The organism is Pseudoalteromonas rubra (genome assembly GCF_000967655.1).
In the GTDB taxonomy this organism is placed as follows: domain Bacteria; phylum Pseudomonadota; class Gammaproteobacteria; order Enterobacterales; family Alteromonadaceae; genus Pseudoalteromonas; species Pseudoalteromonas rubra_A.
Genome location: NZ_JXYA01000023.1, coordinates 1 through 25,426, shown reverse-complemented (window position 1 = coordinate 25,426; position 25,426 = coordinate 1). Strand labels below are relative to the sequence as shown.

Here is a 25,426-nt window from a genome sequence, read left to right as displayed (position 1 = left end):
CAAACCAGGTTACTGGAAACTCACACTCACTTCATTTGAGCAGATATCACTTGCCTGACAGATCTTATAGGTGAAGCCCGTTACCGCAGGGTCGCGACCGAAATCACGGAACTGACCTGAGTTATTGACTGTACGCAGCAGGGCACCATCGCGATAGATGTCGACTTGCTCAGCGCTGCTACCAGACCATGACAGGGATACCCGGTAGAAGCCCAGACGTGACTTGTTAGTACGTACCACTTCCAGTGCAATGTCATCAGAGCTGACGGTCACTTCCTGTGTGGTGCTGTTGCTGTTACCTTCGCTGTCAGTGACAGTCAGTGTCGCAGAGTAAGTGCCCGACGTGGTGTAGACATGGGTCGGGTTTGCGTCGCTGCTGCTGTTGCCATCACCGAAGTCCCACTGCCAGCTGACGATGTCGTTGTTGGCATCGGTGCTGCTGTCAGTAAAGGTCACGCTCAGGCCACTCTTTTCAAAGCTGAAACCGGCAACCGGAGGCTGTGCAGACACTTCACCCAGACCTGTTAGTGTTAATGTCCAGTTATTCAGAGTCCCGGTATCCACCCCCGCGTTGTCTGACACGCTCAGAGTCCAGTCACCACGTGCAGCTTCACCATTGAAGGCCGCTGAATTGAAGGTGTCAACCAGGTTGTCTGTGCTGCCGCCGCTGCGGTTGTGCAGGGTGACTGAGGTGCCCGCCGGAGAGGTCAGCGTGACCAGCAGATCGCCAATATACGTGTGGGTGATGTCCACCAGCGTGTTGCTGTCGAAAATGGTGATGTCATCAGCAACGGTGATCACTGAGCTGATACCATTGGCATCGTTATCAGGAATATCCACAGCCGTTGTGTTGTCATAGCTGAAGTCGCTCAGACCCTGTGGCAGTACAGACAGGCTTACGGCTTTGCTTTCAGCCAGGTCGCCAGATGTGCCGTTGACTGTGAAGCTGTAGTTACCCCACTGAGTATCTGCCGTGGTCGGGACGGTCAGGGTGACTGTGCTACCTGGTGTTGCGGTGTTTTGTGACAGTACTGCGCCTGGCAATGCGCTGTCCAGTGTCAGCGCGATGTCGCCTTGCCAGTCAGCCACAGAGGTGAAGTTGAATTCATAGCTGGCCGTTTCACCCGCTGTGATTTCCTGTGTGCCTGGCGTAACGCCCATTCTGAAGCCCGGTGTCGGATCGGCATCAAGCAGTGCCTGATGTGCATTCAGACGCGTGCCTGCCACGGTTTTACCTTCCAGTGCCGCGTTGGCGTCACCGCTTTGCATCAGCAGGTTTTTCAGTGAAAGCGTATCGAGCGTCGGGTCGATAGACAGTACCAGTGCTGCGACACCGGCAACATGTGGTGTCGCCATGGATGTACCTGAGAAGCTGCTGTAACCGCCGCCTGGTACTGTTGACAGAATGGCGCTACCTGGCGCACCCATATCAACTGAAGTCAGACCCCATTGCGAGAAAGAGGACATAGTGTCATTGTCTGTGGTTGAGGCAATTGAGAATACGCTGTCATGCTCATAGCTAGACGGGTAGTGTGGGTTGCTGTCGTTATCGACTGCGCCGTTACCGGCTGCCGCCACAAACAGGATATCCGCATTTTCACTGGCCGTGATGGCATCTGCCAGCGTTTGGCTGAAGCCGCCGCCGCCCCAGCTGTTGTTTAGAACGCGCACGTTATGGCCCGCCTGCTTGAGTGAGACCATGTAATCGATACACTCAATCGCATCGGAAGTGGAGCCGCTGCCTGAGGAATCCAGGAATTTACAACCGACGATAGAGACTTCGTGGTTTACGCCCACCACACCCGTAGCGTCGTTACCTGTGGCGCCGATAGTACCAGATACGTGAGTACCATGGCCCTGGTCATCCATTGGGTCACCGGAACCTGTGATGGCATTGACACCGTATACGTCATCGACGTAGCCGTTGTTATCGTTATCTATGCCGTCTCCTGCGATCTCACCTGGGTTTTGCCACATGTTGGCCGCCAGATCCGGGTGTAAGTAGTCAACCCCGGTATCGATAACACCGACAATTACGTCGCGTGAACCTATGCTGATATCCCAGGCTTCTGGCGCATCAATATCGGCATCTTCAACACCACCGGTTTGCCCTGTGTTGTGCAGGCCCCACAGCTCACCGAAGCGCGCATCATCCGGAATACCCAGCGCCTTAACCTGATAATCCGGCTCAACGTACTCTACCGCCGGGTGTTTTGCCAGTTTTGCAATGGCCTCTTTGCTGCTGAGCCCGTCCAGTTTGAAGTTGGCAAGGCGGCCCGCCAGCACGTGCTTATAACGATCATCGACTTCATCAGCGTTGTTATCGGAAATACGTGCTTTAACCAGGTTACGAGCCTGGGCGCGCAGGGCACTGGACGCATCCTTTTTGAAGACTACCATGACGCTGTTGTCATTGGTTTTTTCTGTCGCTGTGATTTGTACTGCAGCTTGTGCTGCGCCGCTGAAAACTGGCAGTAATGCCAATGTTAAGGCAGAAAATTTTAGTTTCATCATTTGTCCTAGATTGTAAGTTGAGTTGTTGACCATGACGTCATGGTATGTGCTCGACTTAGTGGGCATGATGTGTAAACCACCAGGCCTGAGGCTGGCAGTCGATAACTCGGTTTGGCAACTGAGCTCACGCTAAAACAGCCTGAATTGAGGGCGCAATTTTAAAGCGCGTTTTGTGGGTAAAAACCCGACTTTTTTGGTGTTTGACTCGGATTTTGAAAGTGATTTCCATTCTTTTTTGTGAGTTTGATGGCCCGATGTTGGCCGTTCTGTGACTCATACTATTTTGTGAGTTTGCGCTGTACCAATATCGGTAAATTAACCGTTTTCACTTTAACCACTTGAATTTTATTTGTTTTATAGATTCCAAATTATTTCTCATTTCCCTGACTGACATGGCGCTCTACAGTGGTGGTGTGAGTCCATACAATGAAACGTGCAAACACTGCGCAGCCAGGAGCTGGGCAATGGACTCAGGCTGTAACGGCTAAGCGAGTATGAATGCGGCTCTTTAGATACGGGTATCTAATAATGGATAACGGCAATCTGGAGGGAAGCGGTGAAGATAACCCGGGTTTATTTGTACTGTGTCTGCCCGAGCGCACAGGTCAGGAGCTGGCAACCTCCATAAAGACGGTGTGTTTTAACCATCAGGCAGACAGGCGTACAAGTTGAAGGACATGGTAAAAATGATAAATAACTCTAAGGAGAACCAGGTGAAATTTTCGAAATCACTGACCTGCTGTGCAATTGCACTGGCATTATCTGGTGTCAGCGTGGCACAGGCTGCCGACACAGAAGCAAAAGCGGCTTCCACGTCTGAACTGGCACAGCTGATCCAGATAGACAACACAGGCAATACGCTGACGGTAACACAGCGCTCTAACAATGGCGCAGGCAATGTGCTCACCAGCTCGCAACAAGGTGAATCCAACGTTAGCGAACTGTCGATTGAAGGCGATAGCAATACGACCACCGTATTTCAGGCGGGCACGGGCAACCTGACCAAAGTGACGGCTGCGGGCGATGGTAATACGCAGGAATACAGCCAGGATGGTGAGGCTAATGGAGCACTGACTGAGCTAAATGGTAACGACAACAGCCTAAACATCACTCAGCGCGGTGCGGGTTACATTGGCATCAATAACGAAGTGACAAACACCATTAATGGTGATGGCAACCGTATCCATGTTGAGCAAAGCAGCGGTGGTCACTGGTTCTACAACACCGACATGCAGGGTAACAATAACCAGGTAACGGCAACTCAGCAAGGGACCTGGGGTGAAGTGAATATTGACCGTGTGCAGGGCGACCAGAACAGTATCGAGGTCGATCAAAACGGCACTTACAATGAGCTAAACCTGGCGCTTTTGCAGGGCAATGATAATGACCTGAGCCTGTCTCAGGAAGGCAACTACAACAAATTCACCATTGATGTACTCGCTGGTAACGATAATGAGCTGCAGGTAGAGCAAAGCGCGGGTAACGGTAACCAGATTGAGCTGGCTCAGTTGCAGGGCGAGAGCAACCGGGTGGACCTGGAACAGGAAGGCAATGATAACCGCATGACTTCCACACTGTTCAGCGGCGACAGTAACTATGTCACGCTGGCACAGCTGGGTGACAACAACCAGACAACGTTCGACGTGGTTGGTAATGACAACGACTTCGATGCACAGCAGCGCGGTAATGACAACCAGGCTTACCTGGGTGCTGCAGGCAACGATAATGAATACAGCACCTTGCAATTGGGTGACAACAACCAGCTGCACATTGCGAAATTTAACAGCAATGGCAGTGAAGTGGGTGTGATCCAAAATGGCGACAACAACGAGGTGGTGTTGCAGTCATCGCACCCTGATAACACGCTGACCAGCAACAATAATATGCTGAATGTGGCGCAAACCGGTGACAGCAACGGGGTGTCGGTCACGCTGGCGTCTGTGGTTGACAGCGGACTGAATCAGCTGGATTTGGTGCAAAATGGTGAACTCAATGCCATCGACCTGATGCTGGAAGGCAATAGTAACGATATCGCCATTGAGCAAACCGGCGGCGCAAACTTTGTAGTTGGTGTTGACTCGGGGGCATTTGTTGTCAGTGGCAGCGATAACAACATCCAAATCAATCAGGACGGCTTCGGTAACCTGGTTGAAGGGGGCGTAAATGGTAGCGGCCAGACCATCAACATTACTCAGGTTGGTGACTACAACGTCGCGACTGTAACTCAGCAGTAATGATCATGGCCACAAAACCGTCAGGTTTTGTGGCCAAGTAAGCCCTTATGAAGATATCGATTTTTGTTCTGATTATGCTGTGTTTTAGCTTGATACCGCACAGCCACGGAGCCGATGAAGAAGTTGAGCTGGGTGGGCTGGTTATCGACCAGAGCATTAGCCGCTTCGGCTACCAGTTTTATTTTGACTTTTCACAGCTGTGGCGCGATGTACCGGCGACCTCAGGAGTGAATATCACCATTAAAGAAACCGTCCTGCCACGTGCGGGTACCCGGTTACAGGTATTTATGAACAACCAGCTGGTGTATGCCACTGCCATGGGGCGTCGCGGTGGACCCCTTAAGGCACGCGTTGAGGCGGCATTATTTGCCATTATGGATGCCATGGCCAGCGCACAGCATCAGCAACACTCTCCAGATTTAGCAACAAGCGGGTGGTAACAATGAAAACAACAATAATATGCTGCTTTGGCGTGCTATGCAGTCTGTCGCTGCATGCCACGGAATTAGTCTACAAACCCATTAATCCGTCGTTTGGCGGCAACCCCCTCAATGCCAATATGCTATTAAATAAGGCCCAGGCACAAAATAAACATCGTGCGCCGGTGATTGAAAAATCCTACGGCGATCGCTTTCAGGAATCCCTGGAGCGAACTTATCTGAATCGCATGGTGCGGGAAATTACGTCCACAGCGTTTGGCGATGAAGTCGAGGACAGCATTTTTGATAAAGACTCGACCTTTATGAGCGGCGATTACGAAATTCAGGTGATCACCAGCACACCCGATTCTATTACGGTGCAGATCACCAACACACTGACGGGCGATATTACGACGCTGGAAGTACCGAGGTTTGGTTAATGAAGTATTTGAGTATTACCCTGATGATGTTACTGCTGAGTGCCTGTAGCAGTATCCCTGTTTTACCTCCGCCTATGGCGAAAGCCGAGCCGCTGGCCGCCACTGAGGTGTTTAGTGAGTTAAAAGCACTGCCCGCGCCACGTGGTCCAATTCCGGTTTCTGTCTATTCGTTTCGCGACCAAACCGGACAATATAAACCTCAGGAAAATGTTAGCTCGTTTTCAACGGCGGTGACCCAGGGCGCTAATTCCATTCTGATGCAGGCGCTGCATGAAACCGACTGGTTTATTCCCATTGAGCGTGAGGGGCTGCAAAACCTGTTGACCGAACGTAAGATCACCCGCGCGGCAATGCAGGACAAGGAGGCATCAAGCAGCCTGCCGCCGCTGACACACGCTAAGCTGATCTTCGAAGGTGGCATCATCAGCTATGATGCCAACATTAAAACGGGCGGTATGGGGATGGAGTACTTTGGCATTGGTGCGTCTGAGCTGTATCGTGAAGACACCATCAGTATCTATCTGCGGGCAGTTGATGTGCGCACCGGACAGGTGTTGTTATCGGTCGCCACCAGTAAAAAAGTGCTGTCTAAAGAAATGCGGGCAGGTTTTTTCCGCTATGTCAGCTATAAACGTCTGGCCGAAGCGGAGGCCGGATACAGTGAAAATGAACCTATGCATATTTGTGTAACCCAGGCGATTGAAAAGGCCCTGACGTTACTGGTTCATCAGGGCCTGGAAAAAGGGGTGTGGGCGGCAAAATCCGCCCCACAGCAGGCTGGTTAATTGGCCAGCCCGCCAAACGGGATATGCTGCTGGGCCCAGTTGGCCAGCTCAATCCGGTTGCGCGAGTTGGTCTTTTTAAAAGCGCTGTAGATGTGGGTTTTGACGGTATGGCTGCTGATATTGAGAGAGTCAGCAATATCGTCGTTTTTCGCACCATCAGCCAGCAACCGGATCACGGACTTTTCGCGTTTAGTCAGTGAGGCCAGTGTAATATCACGCTGTTCGTCCGACAGGCCCGGCAGAGTCTGCGGCAGACGCTGCATCAGGGCACTGAATGCCAGTGAAATGGCGCCTCTGCCAAACCAGAGTTCACCGCCGAGTACACGCTGAATGCCTTTAAACTGGCTTTCTGGCGAAGCGCCCTGATAGAGCACGCCTTTGACATTGGCGAGCAGGGCGGTTTGTTCGTCCAGGGTATCCGGGCAAGCATTAAATAACAAGACACTGTGATGTTGTGCCAACGCCCTGAGCTGTGCGCTGAGTAAGTCTCGGCATTCACGATGACTCACATCAACCAGAAACAGCTGGTACTGCGCCCTGTGCTCAGTGGCGGGCAGGCGGGTATCGACCTTGATATTGTTACCGCAAGCCTCAAGCATTTTGACAAACATGAGGAAATCCTGACTCAGCGTATTGGTCTTTTGGTCTGTCAGGACAAACAGAGCACTACGCGTTTGGTTGTCTGAATACATCATTTTATCGACTGTCCTTTTGTTGTTCCGTTAACCTAAATATACATATTTTTTACAAGATGTTTAGTACTTATTTCCAATTTTTGGAACTGACCGGATCAGTATGTCTTATTGGAACATTCCATTTTTACCAGCGATGCGACGAAAGTGTTCAGTAATGCCCGGCTGGACTGTGTTTGGCCCTGCCAAGAGAAGAAAGTAAGTCGCTGCTCTGCTGAGCCTGTTAATTTTTACATTTATGTTTCATTCAAAGTGAAAGCAGGGCTGTCAGTAAGGTACAGTGGGGAGTGGAGGCAAGATGAAGGATACTCGCAGAGCCTTAAATACAGAATCAGCGAGGTTAACGGCAGGCCTGACAGGGAAGGTTATCAGGCCGTAAGATTAAGCTGAGTGACGGGGGACTTCTGCCAGTAAAAAGGGCTGTGACTGAGCTTTGGCCTCATACATAGTTTTATCCGCACAATTTAAAAGCTCAGTTGGCCCATCGCCATGATCCGGAAACAGCACAGCGCCGATGCTGAGTTCCAGTGTTATTTCGCGCATATTGCCCTGTTGATCCTGTAAGCAGTAGCTGTCTGCCAGCAGGGTGTGCTTGTAGCGGGTAAAGAGCTCCAGCTGAGCGGGATTATCTATATTCGGGGCAATCACCACGAACTCGTCGCCGCCATAGCGCGCCACAAAGTCCGAGCTGCGCTTGTACATTTTGAGTTTGGAGGCAAGCAGCTTGAGTAGCTGGTCGCCCGCCTGATGGCCCAGCTCATCGTTAATGGTTTTAAAATTATCAAGGTCGATAAACAGCATGGCAAACTGCTTGCCATAACGCCGGGCATCCTGCACTTGGGTGTGTAAGTGCTTATCCAATGCGCCGCGGTTACTGAGCATAGTGAGCCGGTCCAGGCTGACCAGGTTTTCGAGGTTGCGCTGCATATCAAAGCGCTCCTTAGAAAATACTATGGTGCGTCTGAGCAAATGGGCGCTGAGTTCGTGTTTGGGGATATAATCCTGTGCGCCCAGTTGAATGGCTTTCTCGCCAAACATTTCGTCAGACATCCCCGTCAGCACTATGATGGGGATATGTGCGGCAAAGTCTTTGACCCGCAGTAAGGTTTCGAGTCCCCGGCTTTGTGGCAGGTTAAGGTCCATTAAAATGGCCTCGGGATTGAGCTGAGCGACGGCATCACGCAGCGACTCTATGGTTTCAAACGCGTTCACGGCATAGTGGTGTCTGCCGCCTTGCTGACTCAGCAGCTCTTTCACCAGGTAAACGTCGTCCTGATTGTCTTCGAGTAAATAGATTAGCCTGGCATTCATAGCTTATCCTTTGCGTTGTTGGTTGTATTGAAACCAATACTTAATGAGGGTCTGGACCAGTTCGGTCAGCTCCGTCAACCGATTCGGCTTGGTTAAGTAAGACTTAGCACCCAATTGATACGCAGCGGCGATATCTTTGGGGCTGTCCGATGTGGTGTAACAGATCACCAGTAAGGAGTTCACCAAACCTTGTTGTTGTAGCTCTTCCAGTGCTTCCAGTCCCCCCTTGTGTGGCATGTTTAAGTCCAGCAGGTACACGGGCATCTGGCTGTCGCGGTTCTGCACGTGAGAGATAAACTCAACGCCATTGTTTAACACAGTGACTTTGGGCGCCTGGTGCAAGTTCACGCAGGCTTGCTGAAAGAAATAAATGTCATCCGGGTCGTCTTCTACCAATACAATTTCCATCATAGCTCCCGTTGTTTCAGCGTGATCACAAAGCGCGCACCGGTTTGTTCGCTGTCGGTGCAGGCGATCTGTCCGCCATGCAGATCAACTATCTTTTTACATAAGGATAGACCAATCCCACTGCCTTTGTGGCTGTCACCGTGCAAACGCCTGAAGGGCTCAAAAATCTGTTGCCTGAATTGCTCAGGCACGCCAATGCCGTTGTCCTGATAAAAGAGTGTCAGGTTTGTGCCCTCTAGTTTAGCGCTGATCTGAATACCGGGCGCATCAGCGCCACAGAATTTAATGCTGTTAGCTATGAGGTTTTGCCAGATCTGGATAAACAAAGAGGCATCCACTTCCAGCTCGCAATCCGGGTGCTCGCAGGTTATTTGGGCATGGCTTTCCTCTATTTTAAAGCTCAGTTGATCGCAGGCTTCGGTGATCAGGCTATTGAGGGAGACCCGGGTCAGTTTAAGCTGGTGCGCATTGAGTCTGGAAAGTTTCAGCAGATCCTGGATCATGGTGCGCATGCGCTCTGTCGCATCCAGCAGTCTGTCCATTTCAAAGCAGGCTTTATCGTCTTCTTTCAGGGCTGGGGCCAGGCGTTGCGACAGGCTATCGGAAAAGGCGGAAATCTTGCGCAGCGGCTCTTGTAAGTCATGGGATGCAATAAACGCAAAATGCTCCAGGCTGGCATTGGACTCCTGTAATTCACGTAGCAGGTTTGTCTGCTCAGTGATATCCACAAAAGTGCCCAGCATCAACTCAGGTGCGCCGGTTTCATCCCGGGTGACTATGGTATCCAGCGAGTAACACCAGACCCAGTGTCCTCGTTTGTGCTTAAAGCGATATTTTAGGGGGATCAGTTCATCGTTTTGACTGCTGGCGACCTCCTGGGTATGGGCCTCCAGTAAAGCGCGCTCGTCGGGGTGGAACAGACTCATCATATTCAGGCTTTCCAATTCCTGAAGGGTGTACCCGAGCAGTTGCGTGTATCTGTGGTTAATTTTCACATTGGTTTGCTGTTTCAAGTCGAACAGATATAAACCACACACGGCGGAGTCGATAATACGCTGCAAAAACTGCTGGCTGTCGCGCAGTTCGGTTTCGGCATATTTACGTGCTGTGATGTCGATAGCAGTGCCGACCAGTTTGTTCACTTTGCCCTGACTGTCGAGTAAAGGATAAAGGGTCGTCTGATACCACAGCTCCTGCCCATGCGTTGGCAGCATTTCGATATATTCCAGTGGTTTTTTAAGTTCGCAGCAGGTGCGGTAATTGTCCTGAATATGGTTGATTATCTGATCATCAAACATTTTGCCACGCAGCTCGGACAGGCGTTTGAACTGAATGTCCTCGAGCTTAACGGATGCTCGCTGGCAGGCCGTAGGGTTAAACTCTAAGAAGGTAAAATCGCCATCTTCTTCTACCTGCAACAGCCAGATGGCCTGACTGGCGCCGTTGTAAATCGCATTTAAGATATTGGTTTTTTCACTGATCTGACGCTCCAGTATTTTGCTGGAGTCGATATTGCGTAGCGCACCAGACATCAGCAGTGGCTTGCCCTGCTCATCAAACTGGCTATTCCCCACCGCCATAAACCAGCTGTATTCGCCACGTTCGTTACGGCCCTGATATTCCACCTGGTACTGCTCTTTACTTTGAAAGTGTTGTTCAATGGCCTGCTCCACACGTTGGCGATGATCCGGGTGAATATGTTCATACCAGTCGTCGTAGCTTGGGTGCTCAATACTGGCTTTGCCTATCATCGCCATCAGGCGCGGTGAGTAACTGACCTCGCCGGTCACCACATTCCACTCCCAAATGCCATCGGCGGTGGCATTGATGGCCCGGCGCATTTTCTTGTCCGACTCTTTGAGTGCTCGCTCGGTGCTTTTCAAAGTGCTCAGGTTATTAAACAAGGCCAGCACCACACTTTGTCCTTCAAACTGTGCTTTAACCAGTTTCATTTCCATTGGTACTGCTGCTTTGGCATTTACTTTGACCTGGCACAGGGTCGCCAACTCTGCCGTGTCGGTATTGCTCAGCTTGTGGGTCAGTGTTTCCATGGTGGTAAAGGGATCACTGAATTCAATCAGTTCGCTCAGGGGCTGACCATTGGGCTGTGTGTCACACAGATCTAAGGTCTTGAGAAAGTGCGGATTACACTGAGTGATTTTAAAACTTTCGTCGAGGACCACGATACTGGCAGGCAGGGTGTTGAGAATAAAATGGGTTAACTCGTGCTCAGCCAGTTTTGAATCCAGCTGATGTTTTTCCTGCGTGACCTTGTCGAGCTTACGCGACACCCCCTGAAACTGATTTGGCGTGGGAATGGCAATGGCGCTGGGGATCAGGCGGAACATGTACACTGCGGTGGTAATAGAGACCAGCGCAGTGGCCATTTTGGCTAGGGCATGCATACCATAGGCGCCTTGCCAGACGGTATAAATGCCTATCAGGTGGGTCAATCCGCACAGCAGAATAAAACTTGAAAATAGCACAAACAACCAGTGACCGCCGACGTCTGGTCTTTTTTTGGCAAAAATCATAATGGCAATGGGGATAGAAAAATAGGCGGTGGCAATGAGTAAATCCGAGATAACATTGCCCCACAGCAAATGGGGTTGCCATAAATAACAGTGCCCGTGGGGCATATAGGCATCATGAAAAAATGACTCAAAGCTGTTGGCTTTCATGGTGGTTGTCCTTACTCGGGGTGCTCGGCTGGCTGTGCGGGAAAGCTGGGGTTGGGCAAAGTTGCAATCACAGGTTTGGCAAACAGATAGCCCTGCATTAAATAAACGCCTAAATCACACAGGCAGCGGTAATCCGTCAGGGTTTCAACGCCTTCAACGACCAAGTCTATGCCCAGTCGGCGTGCCATCAGACAAATACCGTCGACAACGGCCTGTTTGACCGGATCCTGTGCAATGCCGTTTATCAGTGAAATATCGAGCTTAATGATGTCGGGCTGGAAGCGGTGCAGCACTTCTATGCCAGCGTAACCGGCGCCAAAATCGTCCAGTGCAACCTTAAAGCCGTTTTTGTTGTAGGTGTTGGCAATATCGATGAGCTTTTCATGGTCGGTGAGGTGCTCCTGCTCAGAGACCTCAAAGATAATTCGTTCTTTCGCCAGGTTGAATTTATCGGCGGCCTCGAGGGTTTTGCGCAAGCAGGTTTGCGGGTCGTAAATGGCGTTGGGTAAAAAGTTAATCGACAGCTTGGCGGTATCGCTGAGTCCGGCCATCATTTCAATGGCGGTGGTGCGACACAGCTGGTCGAAATAATATTTGCTGTCTTCTGTGACCTGAGCGAGTACCTGTCCGGCCGACTGACCCTGAGTGCCTCGGACCAAAGCTTCATAGGCATAGACTTGTCGGGTGCGCAGGTCCACGATTGGTTGCATGGCCATAGTGATGTCCATTTTGTAATCGGTGTGGCAACGACAAGTTTTGCAGCCAGGCATAGAGACTCCCTGTTTAAAAGTTAGACGCCTTAACAAGTCTGGCACAGCCCAAAGGTTTTGCAATCGAACTGTGACAGGTTTACAAGGGAATAATACGTTGGAGAGCCGAGTCGAAGTTTACTTTGCTTAGATGATATGCGGATAATAATAAAAAGAAAAAGCGCCCGTGGGCGCCTTTAACAGAGATTAGCTCTGGCCTGTGAGTTTGAGAAACTTCTCAGCCAGCGTATCCAGGCTCTCGCGGTGTGCGGGGTCTGGTTTAATACAGTCAATCGGGCAGACACTAACGCAGGTTGGCTGGTCGTAGTGGCCGACGCACTCGGTGCACTTATCCGGGTCTATCTCATAGATTTTCTCACCCATATAGATTGCCTGGTTGGGGCATTCCGGGTCGCACATATCGCAGTTAATACATTTACTGTTGATCAGTAACGCCATGGTTTACGCTCCGCTTTGGCCAGTTCAGGCTTTTTTAAACGGATTACGGGTGTCTTCCTGTGCGCCCAGGTTACGCATCAAAATAGCGTGGCTCAGGTCAATGTCTTCGGGCAGTGGGATCTTCACAATATGGCCCGAGCCCTTGGCATCGCTGATCTGCTCGCCTTTTTTGTTTTCCATGTGCTCAAGGTTAAAGCTGATATTGCCCTGTGGGGTCATTAGCTCCAGGCTGTGACCGGTGCAGAACTTGTTTTTAACGTCAATTTCCACCAGGCCATTGTCGTGGCGACCCAAAATTTCACCAACAAACTGTTGTTGATCAGACACAGAATGACCGTACTCATAATTTTGGTACTCCTGATGAGCATGACGCTTGAGGAAGCCTTCGGTGTAGCCCCGGTGCGCCAGATTTTCCAGTGTTCGCATCAGTGACGGGTCGAACGGCTTACCGGCGACGGCATCGTCAATGGCGCGGCGATAAACCTGCGCAGTTCTGGCAACATAGTAAAAAGACTTAGTTCGGCCCTCAATTTTCAGGCTGTGCACGCCCATCTTGGTCAGCTGATCAACGTATTGCACGGCACGCAAGTCTTTGGAGTTCATAATGTAAGTGCCATGTTCATCTTCAAATGCCGGCATATACTCTCCCGGGCGACCTTGCTCTTCAAGCATAAACACCTGATCGGTCGGCTGTCCGTCGCCTAAAGTCGGGATCACCTGTTGCGGGTCAATTTTGTGCACCACATCGCCTGTGGCGTTTTCTTCTCCCGGCTTAACGTCGTAGCTCCAGCGGCAGGCATTGGTGCAGGTGCCCTGGTTCGGGTCGCGCTTATTGATGTAGCCAGAGAGCAGACAGCGCCCAGAGTAGGCCATACACAGCGCACCATGTACGAACACTTCCAGCTCGGTATCCGGGCACAAAGTGCGGATCTCGGCAATTTCTTCCAGTGACAGCTCCCGCGACAGGATCACCCGCTCTATACCTTGCTTTGCCCAAAACTGCACCGCTGCATAGTTGACGGCGTTGGCCTGAACGGACAGATGAATGGGCATATCGGGCCACTTTTCGCGTACCAGCATGATAAGACCCGGGTCGGACATGATCAGCGCGTCCGGTTGCATGGCAATGACTGGCTCAATATCGCGCAGGTAAGTTTTGACCTTGCCGTTGTGCGGCGCAATGTTAGAGACCACATACAGCTTTTTATTTTGCTGGTGGGCTTCGTTAATGCCAATTTCGAGGTTGGCCAGGTCGAATTCATTGTTGCGCACGCGCAGGCTGTAGCGCGGCTGGCCGGCGTACACGGCATCGGCACCGTACGCAAAAGCGTAACGCATATTCTTTAAACTACCGGCGGGTGAAAGGAGCTCAGGTACAAACATCTCAAAAACCTCATACATTGAACTGATTACGGGTCAGCTGTTGGGGTAAATCAATCGCCTGCGTGCCCTGCATTGCAGTGGACCGGACGATTGGGTTAAATCAAAAAGCGGCGCAGTATAGGGCAAGCCGCCGAGGTGTTTTTTGACTTGGATCAGGTTTTGCGGGGTCCCTGACAAATTGCCCAACCTGCGGCCACATAAGGCCTGGTTTCACACAAAATCATCGCGGGACAGAAATAGTAGGTTTTTACATCTAAAACGCGTATAATTCGCGCCCGTATAAATTCATTAATTTCATTTTGGAGCAAAAAAGATGGCTTTAGAGCGTACTTTTTCAATCGTTAAGCCTGATGCGGTCGCTAAAAACCACATCGGTGCAATCTACAACCGTTTCGAGTCTGCTGGTCTGAAGATCGTTGCAGCTAAAATGATCCACCTTTCTCAAGAGAAAGCGGAAGGTTTCTACGCAGAGCACAAAGAGCGTCCTTTCTTCGGTGCTTTGGTTGAGTTCATGACTTCTGGTCCAGTAATGGTTCAGGTTCTTGAAGGCGAAGATGCAATCCGTAAAAACCGTGAAATCATGGGTGCAACTAACCCAGCTGAAGCGCTAGCGGGTACGCTACGTGCTGACTACGCTGACAGCATCGACGAGAACGCGGTACACGGTTCAGACGCTCCAGAGTCTGCTGCACGTGAAATCGCTTACTTCTTCACTGAAGAAGAGCTGTGCGCACGTACTCGTTAATTCGAGCACGGTGACAGGAAAGAAGGGCCTTAGCGCCCTTTTTTCGTCCCTGATGCACTTTGCTAAGCCTGAATGCGACAAACAACAGGCTTAGCAAAGTATTCAGATTTGAAAGCGTTGATTAAATTTTGTACAATTCGGCGTTTTATTAAATTTGCACTGGCCGTCATCTGATCTGGGGTTGTTTCATGACTACGACTGAGAAAAAAATTAACTTACTTGATTTAAATCGCGAGGGGATGCGCGAGTTGTTTGCATCATACGGTGAGAAGCCGTTTCGCGCCGATCAGGTCATGAAATGGATTTACCACTTCGGCATCGATAACTTCGATGATATGAGCAACATCAATAAAAAGCTGCGCGCTAAGTTGCAGGCACAGTGTGAGATCCGTGCACCGGAAATCTCAGTACGCCAGCAGGCCAGCGATGGCACTATCAAGTACGCCCTGGTACTGGATGGCGGGCAGGAAGTGGAAACCGTGTGGATCCCGGAAAAAGACCGCGCCACTTTGTGTGTGTCTTCTCAGGTTGGCTGTGCGCTGGAGTGTACCTTCTGTTCAACGGCGCAACAGGGTTTTAACCGTAACCTGAAAGTCAGTGAGATCATCGGCCAGGTGTGGCGCGTAGCCAAAGACATTGGCTTGCATGATGGCGACAGCACCAAGCGTCCGATCACCAATGTAGTAATGATGGGGATGGGTGAGCCGCTGCTCAACATCAACAACGTGGTGCCTGCAATGGAACTGATGATGGACGACTGGGCATTTGGTCTGTCTAAGCGTCGCGTTACCCTGAGTACTTCAGGTGTAGTACCGGCATTGGATATTCTGAAAGAAAAAATTGACGTAGCGCTGGCGATTTCCTTACATGCGCCAAACAATCCGCTGCGTGATGAGCTGGTGCCTATCAATAAAAAGTACCCGATTGAAGAGTTCCTGGCGGCCTGTCGTCGTTATATCGATGGCTCAAAGGCCAATAAAGACGTCACCATTGAATATGTGATGTTGCAGGGCGTGAACGACAGCACCGATCATGCTCATGAGCTGGTTCAGGTATTAAAGGGCACGCCGTCTAAAATCAACCTGATCCCGTTCAACCCGTTCCCGGGCAATGAGTATGGGCGTTCGAGCAACAGTCGTATCGACCGTTTCTCTAAAGTACTTCAGGCAGCCGGGTTAACCTGTATCGTGCGCCGTACCCGTGGTGATGATATTGATGCCGCCTGTGGTCAGCTGGTAGGAGACGTGGTTGACAGAACCAAGCGTCTGGCGAAGAAAAAGCAGCTTGAAGACAACGCGATAGCGGTGAAGGTTGGCTAAAAAAAGGGTGAAACTCGAACGCATTCGGGTAATATATGGGCATAGATCAACAGCGCTCTGGTGAGCTATGCCTGCGGCCTTGCGCCGACTGTCACCTGTCAGTGCGCGCTTTTAACTAAAGTGTTTAGTTTAGCTATGTTTTCATTGGTAAAAAGTTTCTCCTTTGAGGTCTCAAAGCGCACTGTGGCTGTTAGAGCCGGGTTGCTGATGATAATGGGCGTGGTGCTCAGTGGCTGTGTGACCGAAACCCGCTATGCCAACAGCGACAAGCCCGTCGTACAAAGCAAGGCAAGTCGCGAAGACGCTGCTAAAACCCGTATCTCGCTGGCCTTGCAATACCTGGCTAACGGCAACAATACCCAGGCCAAGTATAACCTTGAGCGCGCATTGACATTAGCGCCGCAACTCCCCGAAGCCCACTATTCTCTGGCTTATTATTACGAGCAGGTAGGCGAGAATGCCCGTGCCGAGCAGGCTTATCAAAAAGCACTGGCACTGGCGCCGAAAGACCCAAACACGCTCAATAACTACGGCACCTTTTTATGTCGCATCGGCAAATATGATGAAGCGACGGAGCAGCTGTTTAAAGCCATTGAGATCCCCAGCTATATTCGTGTGGCACAGAGCTATGAAAATTTAGCCCTGTGTGCACTGCGCCAGGATAACTTCGAGCTGGCGCTGGATTATCTGGGCAGTGCTGCAAAGCATAACGGTCAGCGTCAGTCGACCCTACTGCTTATGGCTGGGTTGCACTATGCAAAGAGTGAGCTGCATCGCTCAGAGGAAATACTCAAGATCTATGGTGATCGTGGCTTTGTGTCGGCGCGTGGCTTATTACTGTCTCATTTACTGGAGCTGCGCAAAGGCCATCTGCAGCAGGCCGAAGAAACGGCCACTTTGCTGTTGCAAACTTATCCGGATTCGCCCCAGGCAGCCCTGGTGATCCAGCAGCGCCTGAAAGACAGCGAGTTTGAACGACTGAAAGAGCAATATCGTCAGGCACAGTTGACTAAAATTACCCATAAATCACCCACGCATTTGGTGGCTGAGCCTAAGATCAAAGTGCGCCGTAAAGTGGAACCCGCCGTTGTTCGTGCTCAGGCGTCTAAGCCGGAGCCTGTGACCCCAGCACCTGTGACTCCAGAGCCCGCAGCCAAACCTGTACAAACTCGCTCTTTGCGGGCACAGCAATTCACCGGGCATTCACCCAGCGTGGATACAGTAGCGGCCCCGGTAACAGCACCCGAGAAGGCGGCACTGACGATTAAGCCGGTTGCCCCGCGCACCCAAGGCCAGGTTGTCTTTTATGAGCCCGATCCGGCTGATATCGCATTTTCGGCGCGCACCTCGCGCGCCCGCGACGAGGGACCCCGAACAGACAGCTGGCTTGCGCAACTGCCTGAACAAAGCACCTCAGAGCCAGCTCAAAGCCGAGCCTCTGGCGGCTTGTTGAACCGCGATATTGTGTTACCCAGTGTCCCTCAGCACACCGTTCGCCTGGGGGAAAACCTGTTTAGCGTCTCAGTGAAGTATAACCTCAAGTTAGACAAGCTGATGGCATGGAATAATTTACGCGAGTCAGACCAGCTGTCGATTGGTCAGGTGGTGTATTTAAATAATCCTAAGATAGTGCACACCATAGGTGAAGGTCAGTCGCTGTTCGACATTGCAATGGAATATGATCTTCAGATTGACGACCTGATGCGGTGGAACAAATTGACCCCGGATATCGTCTTACAACCAGGACGGCATCTCTTAATCGTGGATCCAGATAACTATATTTTATGAACGAAGCAGAAATAGATACAGACAACAGCAGCGACTTACTGTCGCTCGGACAAACACTGGCTAAGGCCAGACATGAGCAGGGCGTCAGCTTTGAGGAAATCTCCGCACGGCTAAAGCTCAGTGAAACTCAGATCAACAAACTGGAGCAGGACGATTACCATAAACTCGGTCCTGAGACTTTTGTACGTGGTTATATAAAGAGCTACTGTGGTTTACTTGGGCTGGATGCACAACAAACTCTGAAACTCTACCAGTCGCCGGTTGTGCCAGAGCAAAAAGGCAAAATGAAAAGCTTTTCGCGCCGCACGGAAAAAGAAGCCCACGATAACCGCCTGATGTGGGTCAGTTATGCGGTGTTAATTGTGGTGATAGGCAGTTCTGCGATTTGGTTCTGGCAAAACAGCAGTAGCCAAAGTGAGATCACCCCAGGTGACGTCCTGGACATTCCGCAGGCCAGCGTGACAACCGATAATGTGCAGCGCCCGGCACCCAGCACCTTAAATGCCGAGCGCTCAGTAGCGGCGTCTGATACGTCAGTTGCAGATATATCAGGTCCAGACAATGCGCCACAAAGCGCGCCTGAGACCGCTGAACCAAGTGTCGAAGCGCTGCCGAGCACTGTAGTGCAGACGCCAGAAGCACAACCCGAGGCCTTGCCAGAACTTGCGCAAACCCCGACTACACAGCGCGGTAATACCAGTGATGTGCAGGTAACGCCGGCAGCAGAGACTGTATCTGATGATACACAGTCCGAGCTTGCCCAGAGCACCATTGTAATGGTGTTCAAAGAAGATAGCTGGGTTGAGATCTTCGATGCCAGTCAGGAGCGGGTAGCGTTTGGTGTTAAAAAAGCGGGATATACCATGACCGTCAGTGGACAAGCCCCGTTTTCCGTCGTACTGGGCAAACACCAGGCCGTAAGCATTACACTCAACGGTGCAGCCGTGGACATTTCCAGCCTGCCGCGCAACCGTTTAGCCAAATTTAATTTACCGTTAGCAGAGTAATCGTCATGTTTTCAGAATCACCGATCAAACGTAGAAAATCCACGCGCATCAATGTGGGGAATGTGCCCATCGGGGACGGAGCACCGATCGCCGTGCAGTCGATGACCAACACCAATACCCTGGACGTAGATGCGACCGTCGCGCAGATCCGGGCGATTGCCGATGCGGGTGCGGATATAGTGCGGGTCTCTGTGCCAACCATGGAAGCCGCAGAAGCGTTTAAGAGCATCAAAGAGCAGTCCGAGATACCGCTGGTCGCCGACATCCATTTTGATTATCGTATCGCCCTGAAAGTGGCCGAGTATGGTGTTGATTGCTTGCGCATCAACCCAGGCAACATCGGCAATGAAGAGCGAATTCGTGCGGTAGTCGATGCAGCACGTGATAAGAACATTCCAATCCGCATCGGGGTTAATGGTGGCTCGCTGGAGCGTGATCTGCAGGAAAAATATGGCGAACCGACGCCAGAAGCCTTGCTTGAGTCAGCGATGCGTCATGTTGAGATCTTACAGCGACTCGACTTTGACCAGTTTAAAGTCTCAGTCAAAGCGTCGGACGTTTTCTTAGCGGTCGGTGCCTATCGCCTGCTGGCCAAAGAGATTGACCAGCCACTGCATTTAGGGATCACCGAAGCCGGTGGGATGCGCGCCGGTTCGGTAAAATCGGCAGTGGGCCTGGGGATGCTGTTGGCTGAGGGGATTGGTGATACGCTGCGAGTATCTTTAGCGGCCGATCCGGTTCAGGAAGTCAAAGTGGGCTTTGATATTCTAAAGTCGCTGCGTATTCGCTCGCGCGGTATTAACTTTATCGCCTGCCCAAGCTGTTCTCGCCAGGAGTTTGACGTGGTCAACACCATGAATCAGCTGGAAGAGCGCCTTGAAGACATCACAGCGCCGATTTCCGTGTCTGTCATTGGCTGTGTGGTCAATGGCCCAGGTGAAGCCTTGGTGAGCGATTTGGGTCTGGCCGGTGCAAACCGTCGCTCGGGCTTATACATCAATGGTGAGCGCCAGAAACTGCGTATTGATAACGACCATATAGTCGAACAGCTCGAAGAGCAGGTACGCAGCTATGTTGAAAAACAACAAAACGAACCCAAAATCGACGTCAAGATAGTCGAGTAAGTAACGCAGGCCCGGCAAACTAAGCGTTTACGTTTTAGCCGAGCTGGGTATAATAGCGGGTTTATCAGGAATGGCTAAGCCATCGGGCATAGTCACCCATTTCGTGTAAAAAATTAGATTACTAGGAATTTCAGTGGCAAAACAAATTCAGGCAATTCGAGGTATGAACGATTGTCTGCCGGGTGATACGCAAGTCTGGCAGAAGGTAGAATCTATCTTACGTGACACAGTGGCATCTTTTGGATATCAGGAGATCCGTTTTCCCATCGTGGAGTCCACCGAGCTGTTTAAGCGCTCGATTGGTGAAGTCACCGACGTCGTTGAAAAAGAAATGTATACCTTCGAAGATCGCAATGGCGATCTCCTGACCTTGCGTCCTGAAGGGACCGCCGTGTGTGCACGGGCCGGTAACCAGCATGGCTTACTGTACAATCAGGAGCAGCGTTTGTGGTATATGGGTCCGATGTTCCGTCATGAGCGTCCGCAAAAGGGCCGTTACCGCCAGTTCCATCAGTTTGGGGTAGAAACCTTTGGCGTGGCCAGCGCAGATATGGATGCGGAAGTGATCCTGATGACGGCGCGCCTGTGGCAGCAGTTTGGGATCAGCGAATTTGTGCGTCTGGAACTTAACTCTCTGGGCTCAAACGAAGCACGCGCCACTTATCGTGATGCCTTAATTGCCTTTTTGGAGCAACACGAAGCGCACCTGGACGAAGATTCAAAGCGCCGTATGTACAGCAACCCGCTGCGCGTATTGGACAGCAAAAACCCCGACGTACAAGCTATTTTGGTGGATGCACCAAAACTGTCTGAATACCTGGATGACGAGTCGCGTCAACATTTTGCAAATTTATGTGAACGTTTAGAGGCTGCAGGCGTCGAATACCAGGTTAACGAAAAACTGGTGCGCGGCCTGGATTATTATAACCGCACTGTATTCGAATGGGTGACAGATAGTTTAGGCGCACAGGGCACTGTGTGTGCCGGTGGCCGTTATGATGGTATGGTCGAGCAGCTCGGCGGTAAAGCCACTCCGGCCGTTGGCTTCGCCATGGGCATGGAGCGTCTGGTACTGATGCTCAAAGAAATGGAGCGCTTGGGAGCTTTACGCCGCAGTGCGGATGTATTTGTTGCTGCTATGGGTGAGCAGGCTGGCATTCAGGCTCCGGTCATCGCGCAACAACTACGCAGTGAAATTCCAGGCCTGCGCGTACTGGTCAATGCCGGTGGCGGCAACTTCAAAAAACAACTGAAACGTGCGGACAAAAGCGATGCTGTGGTTGCACTGATTTTCGGCGAAGATGAATTGGCCGAAGGTAAGGTGACTGTTAAGTATCTCCGCGAACATAAAGAACAAGTTACCCTGACACTGGCAGAGGCAAAAAGCTTGCTGTCGGCGTTAGTGGATTAAGCGCTGCGGCGCAGTAAAGTCAGGCCAGATATCTGAAAAGACTGGCTTTACGCTATTAATTAAGAGGTCAGAATGGAAATTTATTCAACAGAAGAACAACAAGCCGAAGCAATAAAACGATTTTTCCGCGAAAATGGAACATCTTTGATCATCGGCGCGGTGCTGGGCCTGGGTGGCCTGTATGGTTGGAAAGCGTATAACCAGCATCAAATCGACACCGCAGAGGCAAGTTCTGAAGCCTACAACCAGCTGGTTGATAGTGGTGACGTTCTGACCAAAAGCGATGACTTTTTAGTAAACAATGGCGAGTCTAGCTACGCCGTTCTGGCTGCCTTTGTGGCGGCAAAAGAAGCGGTTGAGCAAGGCAAGCTGGATGTGGCTCAAGAAAAGCTCACCTTTGCGGCCGATTCAGTCAAAACGCCTGAGCTAAAAGCGACGGCCTATCTGCGTCTGGCTCGTGTACAGGCAGCGCGCGAAGATTACTCGGCAGCACTGGCCACTTTGGGCAACTCAATGCCGGAAAGCTTCGTTGCTCAGGTTGCTGAAGTCAAAGGTGATATTCTGCTGGCGCAAGGCAAAAAAGACGCTGCGCGTGATGCATACCAAAAGGCAGTGACCGCCGGTGGCAGCGACAATAATCCACTGCTACAAATTAAACTGGACGACCTGGCTGGCACAGCAGCACTTTAAGGAGTAGCCATGAAGAAGTTGACTATGGCCTCTTTGGCGCTATGTATGGCGTCATTGCTGGGGTGCTCTTCAAGTGATGATGAAGAAGAGCTGGTACTACCTGAAATCGTAAACCAGTTTGAAACAAACGTGGTCTGGCAGGAATCTGTGGGTGATGGTGTTGAGCACTACTTCTCTCGTCTGACGCCCACTTTTTACCAGAGTACGGTTTATGTGGCTGAGCGCAATGGCTTAGTTGCTGCGCTGGATGTCAGCAGTGGTGACACGCTGTGGGAAGTCGATACACGCGAGAATCCGGCATTCTGGCCCTGGGAAGACGATGACACAGCAAAGCTGTCGGGCGGCATTTTGCAGGCCTATGGCAAGCTGTATATCGGCTCTGAGCACGGTGAAGTGATTGCACTGGACCGTGACACCGGGGAGATCGTTTGGCGTAAGTCTGTGCCTGGCGAAGCGCTTTCAACACCGGCTGCCGGAGATGGCTTAGTGTATATCAACCTGGGCTCTGGCAAGTTGTTGGCATTGCACCCGGATACCGGTGAAGAACGCTGGCAGTTTGAGCAGGAAGTACCGGCACTGACATTACGTGGCCTGAGTTCACCTACGTCAGCAAATGGTGGCGTACTGGTTGGTGAAGAAAGCGGCAAGTTGTCTGTTTTGATAGCCGAGAATGGCTTTATGGCCTGGAGCGCAGATATTGCCCTGGCGAAAGGCGCTTCTGAGTTTGAGCGCCTGGTTGATGTGGATACCAAACCCGTTGTTGTCGGCAGTACCGTGTATACCATTGCCTATAATGGTAAACTGGCTGCTCTGGACGTGCGCAATGGTAATGTACTGTGGGACCGAGAATATAGCAGTTACCGCGACCTCAGTGTCGAGCTGAATACCATTTATTTGGTAGACAGCGAAGGCGTGCTCTATGCTCTAGATAGAGAGTCTGGCATTGAACGCTGGAGCCAGTCTGCGTTGCGTGGTTGGTATCTGACCACACCTGCGGTGGCTGGCAACTATCTGGTTGTGGGCGATCAGGAAGGTAACCTGCATTGGCTGGATAAGCAAACCGGACAGCTGGTTTCGCGTGAAGAGTTTGATAGCTCAGGCTTTTTCGTTGAGCCTATCGTGGTTGACGACACGCTGATCCTGTACACCCGTGATGGTGAAGTCAGTGCGGTAAAAATTCCGTAACCGCCATACGCTGAATGAATTGAAGTAAGGCTTCGCGGTGCGAAGCCTTTTGTTGTTTTTAAAAGAGGTAGTCTATGCTTCCTGTGATCGCTCTCGTCGGGCGACCCAATGTGGGTAAATCCACTTTATTTAACCGTCTAACCCGCACGCGTGATGCGTTGGTGGCGGACTTTCCGGGCCTTACACGTGACCGTAAATATGGCCAGGCGAATTACGATGGCTATGAGTTTATCGTGGTCGATACCGGCGGTATTGATGGCAGTGAAGAAGGCATCGAAACGGAAATGGCCGAGCAATCATTGCTGGCTATTGAAGAAGCCGACGTTGTCTTGTTTTTGGTTGATGCCCGCGCAGGCATGACGGCGGCCGATCAGGCTATTGCCCAGCATTTGCGTAAGCAACAAAAGAAAAGCTTTGTCGTTGCCAACAAAACCGATGGCATTGACGCGGACTCTAACTGTGCCGAGTTTTACCAGTTAGCATTGGGCGAGGTCTATCACATCGCAGCGGCCCACGGTCGCGGTGTCACCCAGCTACTTGAAGCCACACTGGGCCCGGTGATCGCCGAGCTGGCAGGGGAAGAAGACGACATTGAGCAGGACGATGAACTGCTCACCGAACTTTACCTGGAAGGGGAAGAAGCCCCGGATGACGGTAAAACCGGGTTTGAAGACAAGCCTATTAAGCTGGCCATCATAGGTCGCCCTAACGTTGGTAAGTCAACACTGACTAACCGCATCCTGGGTGAAGAGCGGGTGATTGTGTACGATATGCCGGGCACAACGCGTGACTCTATCTATATCCCGATGACCCGCAATGAGCGTGACTACGTGTTGATCGATACCGCAGGTGTGCGTAAGCGTAAGAAAGTCAGCGATGTGGTTGAAAAATTCTCTGTCATTAAAACCCTTCAGGCGATTGAAGATGCCAACGTGATCCTGCTAGTGATCGACGCCCGTGACGGTATCTCAGATCAGGATCTCAGTCTGCTGGGCTTTGCCCTGAACGCGGGTCGCTCTTTGGTGATCGCAGTGAACAAGTGGGATGGTCTTGATGACTACGTCAAAGAGCGCATCAAGTCTGAACTGGACCGTCGCCTGGGCTTTATTGACTTTGCACGCCTGCACTTTATTTCGGCACTGCATGGTACCGGGGTTGGTCACCTGTTTGAATCAGTTGAAGAAGCTTATGAGTCGGCGACTAAACGTGTCAGCACAGCTATGCTGAGACGTATCATGGATATGGCCCAGGCCGATCACCAGCCTCCTCTGGTACGTGGTCGCCGGGTTAAACTCAAATATGCGCATGCCGGCGGATACAATCCACCGCGTATCGTGATCCATGGTAACCAGGTGCATGACTTGCCTGACAGCTACAAGCGCTACCTGATGAACTATTATCGCAAAGCGCTTAACATCATGGGGACGCCGATTAAGATCGAATTCCGTGAAGGGGATAACCCATACGCCGGTCGTACCAATAAAATGACCCTGTCGCAGAAGCGAAAGTTACGGGCATTTACCAAAGAGCAAAAAAACAAGTCATAACGACTAGATAAAGGGTGCCAGTGGCGCCCTTTTTACTGCCTAGCTAATTTTCATCCTGAGCCTAAATCGGTTTACGCTGAACGAAAAATATGCTTTATTTATATTTATTTAGCCTGAAAATTAGCCATGCAGTTTCTGAAAACCGTGATCTATGTCGACAGTGTCGAAGAGGTACTGGACTTTTATTATCAGGCCTTCGGGCTCAGTGCCTGTGGTCTTAGCGAGGACGGAGACTATGGGGAGCTGGATACCGGGCAGGTGTTACTCGCTTTTGCCACGCATCCGGTGGCGCAGGCGCAGTTTAAGCAAAGCTATATCCGCAGTCAGCCTAAGCAGCCGGCGCTGGGGTTTGAACTGACATTAGGGTGTGAAAACGTGGCAAAGAGTTACGACAAGGCGGTGGCAGCCGGCGCCGAGCCTTTATCGCCTCCAGCACAAAAAGGCGAGCACACACAGGCATATGTGCGCTCAATAGAAGGCACCTTAGTGGCGCTGATAAGCGTGGAATAAACATTTATACCAATTTCACTTAATA

The 25,426-nt window shown here is 51.2% G+C and carries 23 protein-coding genes; 15 read left to right on the top strand and 8 right to left on the bottom strand.

Annotated features, from left to right (window positions below; all coding sequences use genetic code 11):
• Positions 1-9: 9 nt before the first annotated feature.
• Entirely contained in the window at positions 10-2,511 is a 2,502-nt protein-coding gene (locus TW77_RS11305; protein WP_046005085.1) for a S8 family serine peptidase, read from the bottom strand.
• Between the two features lie 531 nt (positions 2,512-3,042).
• Between TW77_RS11305 and TW77_RS25165 the strand changes: the two genes are divergently transcribed.
• From TW77_RS25165 to TW77_RS11285, 5 genes are read left to right on the top strand one after another with little or no spacing between them, the layout of a single operon-like run.
• Positions 3,043-3,186 (top strand): hypothetical protein, encoded by a 144-nt coding sequence (locus TW77_RS25165; protein ID WP_156158653.1) that lies wholly within the window; start codon positions 3,043-3,045, stop codon positions 3,184-3,186.
• A 41-nt stretch (positions 3,187-3,227) separates the two neighbouring features.
• Entirely contained in the window at positions 3,228-4,748 is a 1,521-nt protein-coding gene (locus tag TW77_RS11300; RefSeq protein WP_046005084.1) for a curlin, read from the top strand.
• A 47-nt stretch (positions 4,749-4,795) separates the two neighbouring features.
• Positions 4,796-5,188 carry a CsgE family curli-type amyloid fiber assembly protein gene (locus tag TW77_RS11295; RefSeq protein WP_156158652.1) on the top strand — a complete coding sequence of 131 codons (393 nt, stop codon included), beginning with the start codon at positions 4,796-4,798 and terminating at the stop codon, positions 5,186-5,188.
• 2 nt (positions 5,189-5,190) lie between these two features.
• A complete protein-coding gene (locus TW77_RS11290) occupies positions 5,191-5,607 on the top strand; it encodes a curli assembly protein CsgF (RefSeq protein ID WP_046005083.1) in 417 nt (138 codons plus the stop codon).
• Complete coding sequence (locus tag TW77_RS11285; protein ID WP_046005082.1) at positions 5,607-6,392, top strand: CsgG/HfaB family protein; 786 nt, start codon at positions 5,607-5,609, stop codon at positions 6,390-6,392. Before TW77_RS11290 ends, TW77_RS11285 begins: the two co-directional genes overlap by 1 nt.
• Here TW77_RS11285 and TW77_RS11280 read toward each other — a convergent pair.
• The 7 genes from TW77_RS11280 to yegQ all read right to left on the bottom strand — a co-directional run bounded on the left by TW77_RS11280 (position 6,389) and on the right by yegQ (position 14,075).
• The gene (locus TW77_RS11280) at positions 6,389-7,087 is read right to left on the bottom strand and encodes a helix-turn-helix transcriptional regulator (RefSeq protein ID WP_046005081.1); all 699 of its coding nucleotides are present in this window, start codon (positions 7,085-7,087) and stop codon (positions 6,389-6,391) included. The two genes, TW77_RS11285 and TW77_RS11280, sit on opposite strands and share 4 nt — an antisense overlap.
• A 378-nt stretch (positions 7,088-7,465) precedes the next feature.
• The gene (locus TW77_RS11275) at positions 7,466-8,395 is read right to left on the bottom strand and encodes a GGDEF domain-containing protein (protein ID WP_046005080.1); all 930 of its coding nucleotides are present in this window, start codon (positions 8,393-8,395) and stop codon (positions 7,466-7,468) included.
• A 3-nt stretch (positions 8,396-8,398) separates the two neighbouring features.
• A complete protein-coding gene (locus TW77_RS11270; RefSeq protein WP_082078908.1) occupies positions 8,399-8,806 on the bottom strand; it encodes a response regulator in 408 nt (135 codons plus the stop codon).
• Entirely contained in the window at positions 8,803-11,484 is a 2,682-nt protein-coding gene (locus tag TW77_RS11265) for a PAS domain-containing protein (RefSeq protein WP_046005078.1), read from the bottom strand. Before TW77_RS11265 ends, TW77_RS11270 begins: the two co-directional genes overlap by 4 nt.
• 11 nt (positions 11,485-11,495) lie before the next feature.
• Positions 11,496-12,254: an EAL domain-containing protein gene (locus tag TW77_RS11260; RefSeq protein ID WP_046005077.1), complete on the bottom strand. Its 759-nt coding sequence runs from the start codon at positions 12,252-12,254 to the stop codon at positions 11,496-11,498.
• Positions 12,255-12,440: 186 nt separating this feature from the next.
• Entirely contained in the window at positions 12,441-12,692 is a 252-nt protein-coding gene (locus TW77_RS11255; protein WP_046005076.1) for a YfhL family 4Fe-4S dicluster ferredoxin, read from the bottom strand.
• Positions 12,693-12,716: 24 nt separating this feature from the next.
• A complete protein-coding gene (gene yegQ / locus TW77_RS11250) occupies positions 12,717-14,075 on the bottom strand; it encodes a tRNA 5-hydroxyuridine modification protein YegQ (RefSeq protein ID WP_046005114.1) in 1,359 nt (452 codons plus the stop codon).
• Positions 14,076-14,388: 313 nt separating this feature from the next.
• Here yegQ and ndk point away from each other — a divergent pair, with 313 nt between their 5' ends.
• The 10 genes from ndk (at position 14,389) to TW77_RS11200 (ending at position 25,401) form a co-directional block, all read left to right on the top strand.
• Positions 14,389-14,820, top strand: coding sequence for a nucleoside-diphosphate kinase (gene ndk, locus TW77_RS11245; RefSeq protein WP_010383936.1), 432 nt, complete (start codon positions 14,389-14,391; stop codon positions 14,818-14,820).
• Between the two features lie 188 nt (positions 14,821-15,008).
• Positions 15,009-16,139: a bifunctional tRNA (adenosine(37)-C2)-methyltransferase TrmG/ribosomal RNA large subunit methyltransferase RlmN gene (locus TW77_RS11240; RefSeq protein ID WP_046005075.1), complete on the top strand. Its 1,131-nt coding sequence runs from the start codon at positions 15,009-15,011 to the stop codon at positions 16,137-16,139.
• A 135-nt stretch (positions 16,140-16,274) separates the two neighbouring features.
• Entirely contained in the window at positions 16,275-17,927 is a 1,653-nt protein-coding gene (gene pilW, locus TW77_RS11235; protein ID WP_046005074.1) for a type IV pilus biogenesis/stability protein PilW, read from the top strand.
• Complete coding sequence (locus TW77_RS11230; RefSeq protein WP_046005073.1) at positions 17,924-18,934, top strand: RodZ domain-containing protein; 1,011 nt, start codon at positions 17,924-17,926, stop codon at positions 18,932-18,934. The genes pilW and TW77_RS11230 overlap by 4 nt, the downstream gene beginning before the upstream one ends.
• 5 nt (positions 18,935-18,939) lie before the next feature.
• On the top strand, positions 18,940-20,058 hold the full coding sequence (ispG, locus tag TW77_RS11225) for a flavodoxin-dependent (E)-4-hydroxy-3-methylbut-2-enyl-diphosphate synthase (RefSeq protein WP_046005072.1): 1,119 nt from the start codon (positions 18,940-18,942) through the stop codon (positions 20,056-20,058).
• Between the two features lie 133 nt (positions 20,059-20,191).
• A complete protein-coding gene (hisS, locus tag TW77_RS11220; protein ID WP_046005071.1) occupies positions 20,192-21,469 on the top strand; it encodes a histidine--tRNA ligase in 1,278 nt (425 codons plus the stop codon).
• A gap of 72 nt (positions 21,470-21,541) precedes the next feature.
• Positions 21,542-22,159, top strand: coding sequence for a YfgM family protein (locus TW77_RS11215; protein WP_046005070.1), 618 nt, complete (start codon positions 21,542-21,544; stop codon positions 22,157-22,159).
• Positions 22,160-22,168: 9 nt separating this feature from the next.
• On the top strand, positions 22,169-23,344 hold the full coding sequence (gene bamB, locus TW77_RS11210; RefSeq protein WP_046005069.1) for an outer membrane protein assembly factor BamB: 1,176 nt from the start codon (positions 22,169-22,171) through the stop codon (positions 23,342-23,344).
• A 74-nt stretch (positions 23,345-23,418) separates the two neighbouring features.
• A complete protein-coding gene (der, locus tag TW77_RS11205) occupies positions 23,419-24,891 on the top strand; it encodes a ribosome biogenesis GTPase Der (RefSeq protein ID WP_046005068.1) in 1,473 nt (490 codons plus the stop codon).
• A 126-nt stretch (positions 24,892-25,017) separates the two neighbouring features.
• Positions 25,018-25,401 (top strand): VOC family protein, encoded by a 384-nt coding sequence (locus tag TW77_RS11200; protein ID WP_046005067.1) that lies wholly within the window; start codon positions 25,018-25,020, stop codon positions 25,399-25,401.
• Positions 25,402-25,426: the final 25 nt, after the last annotated feature.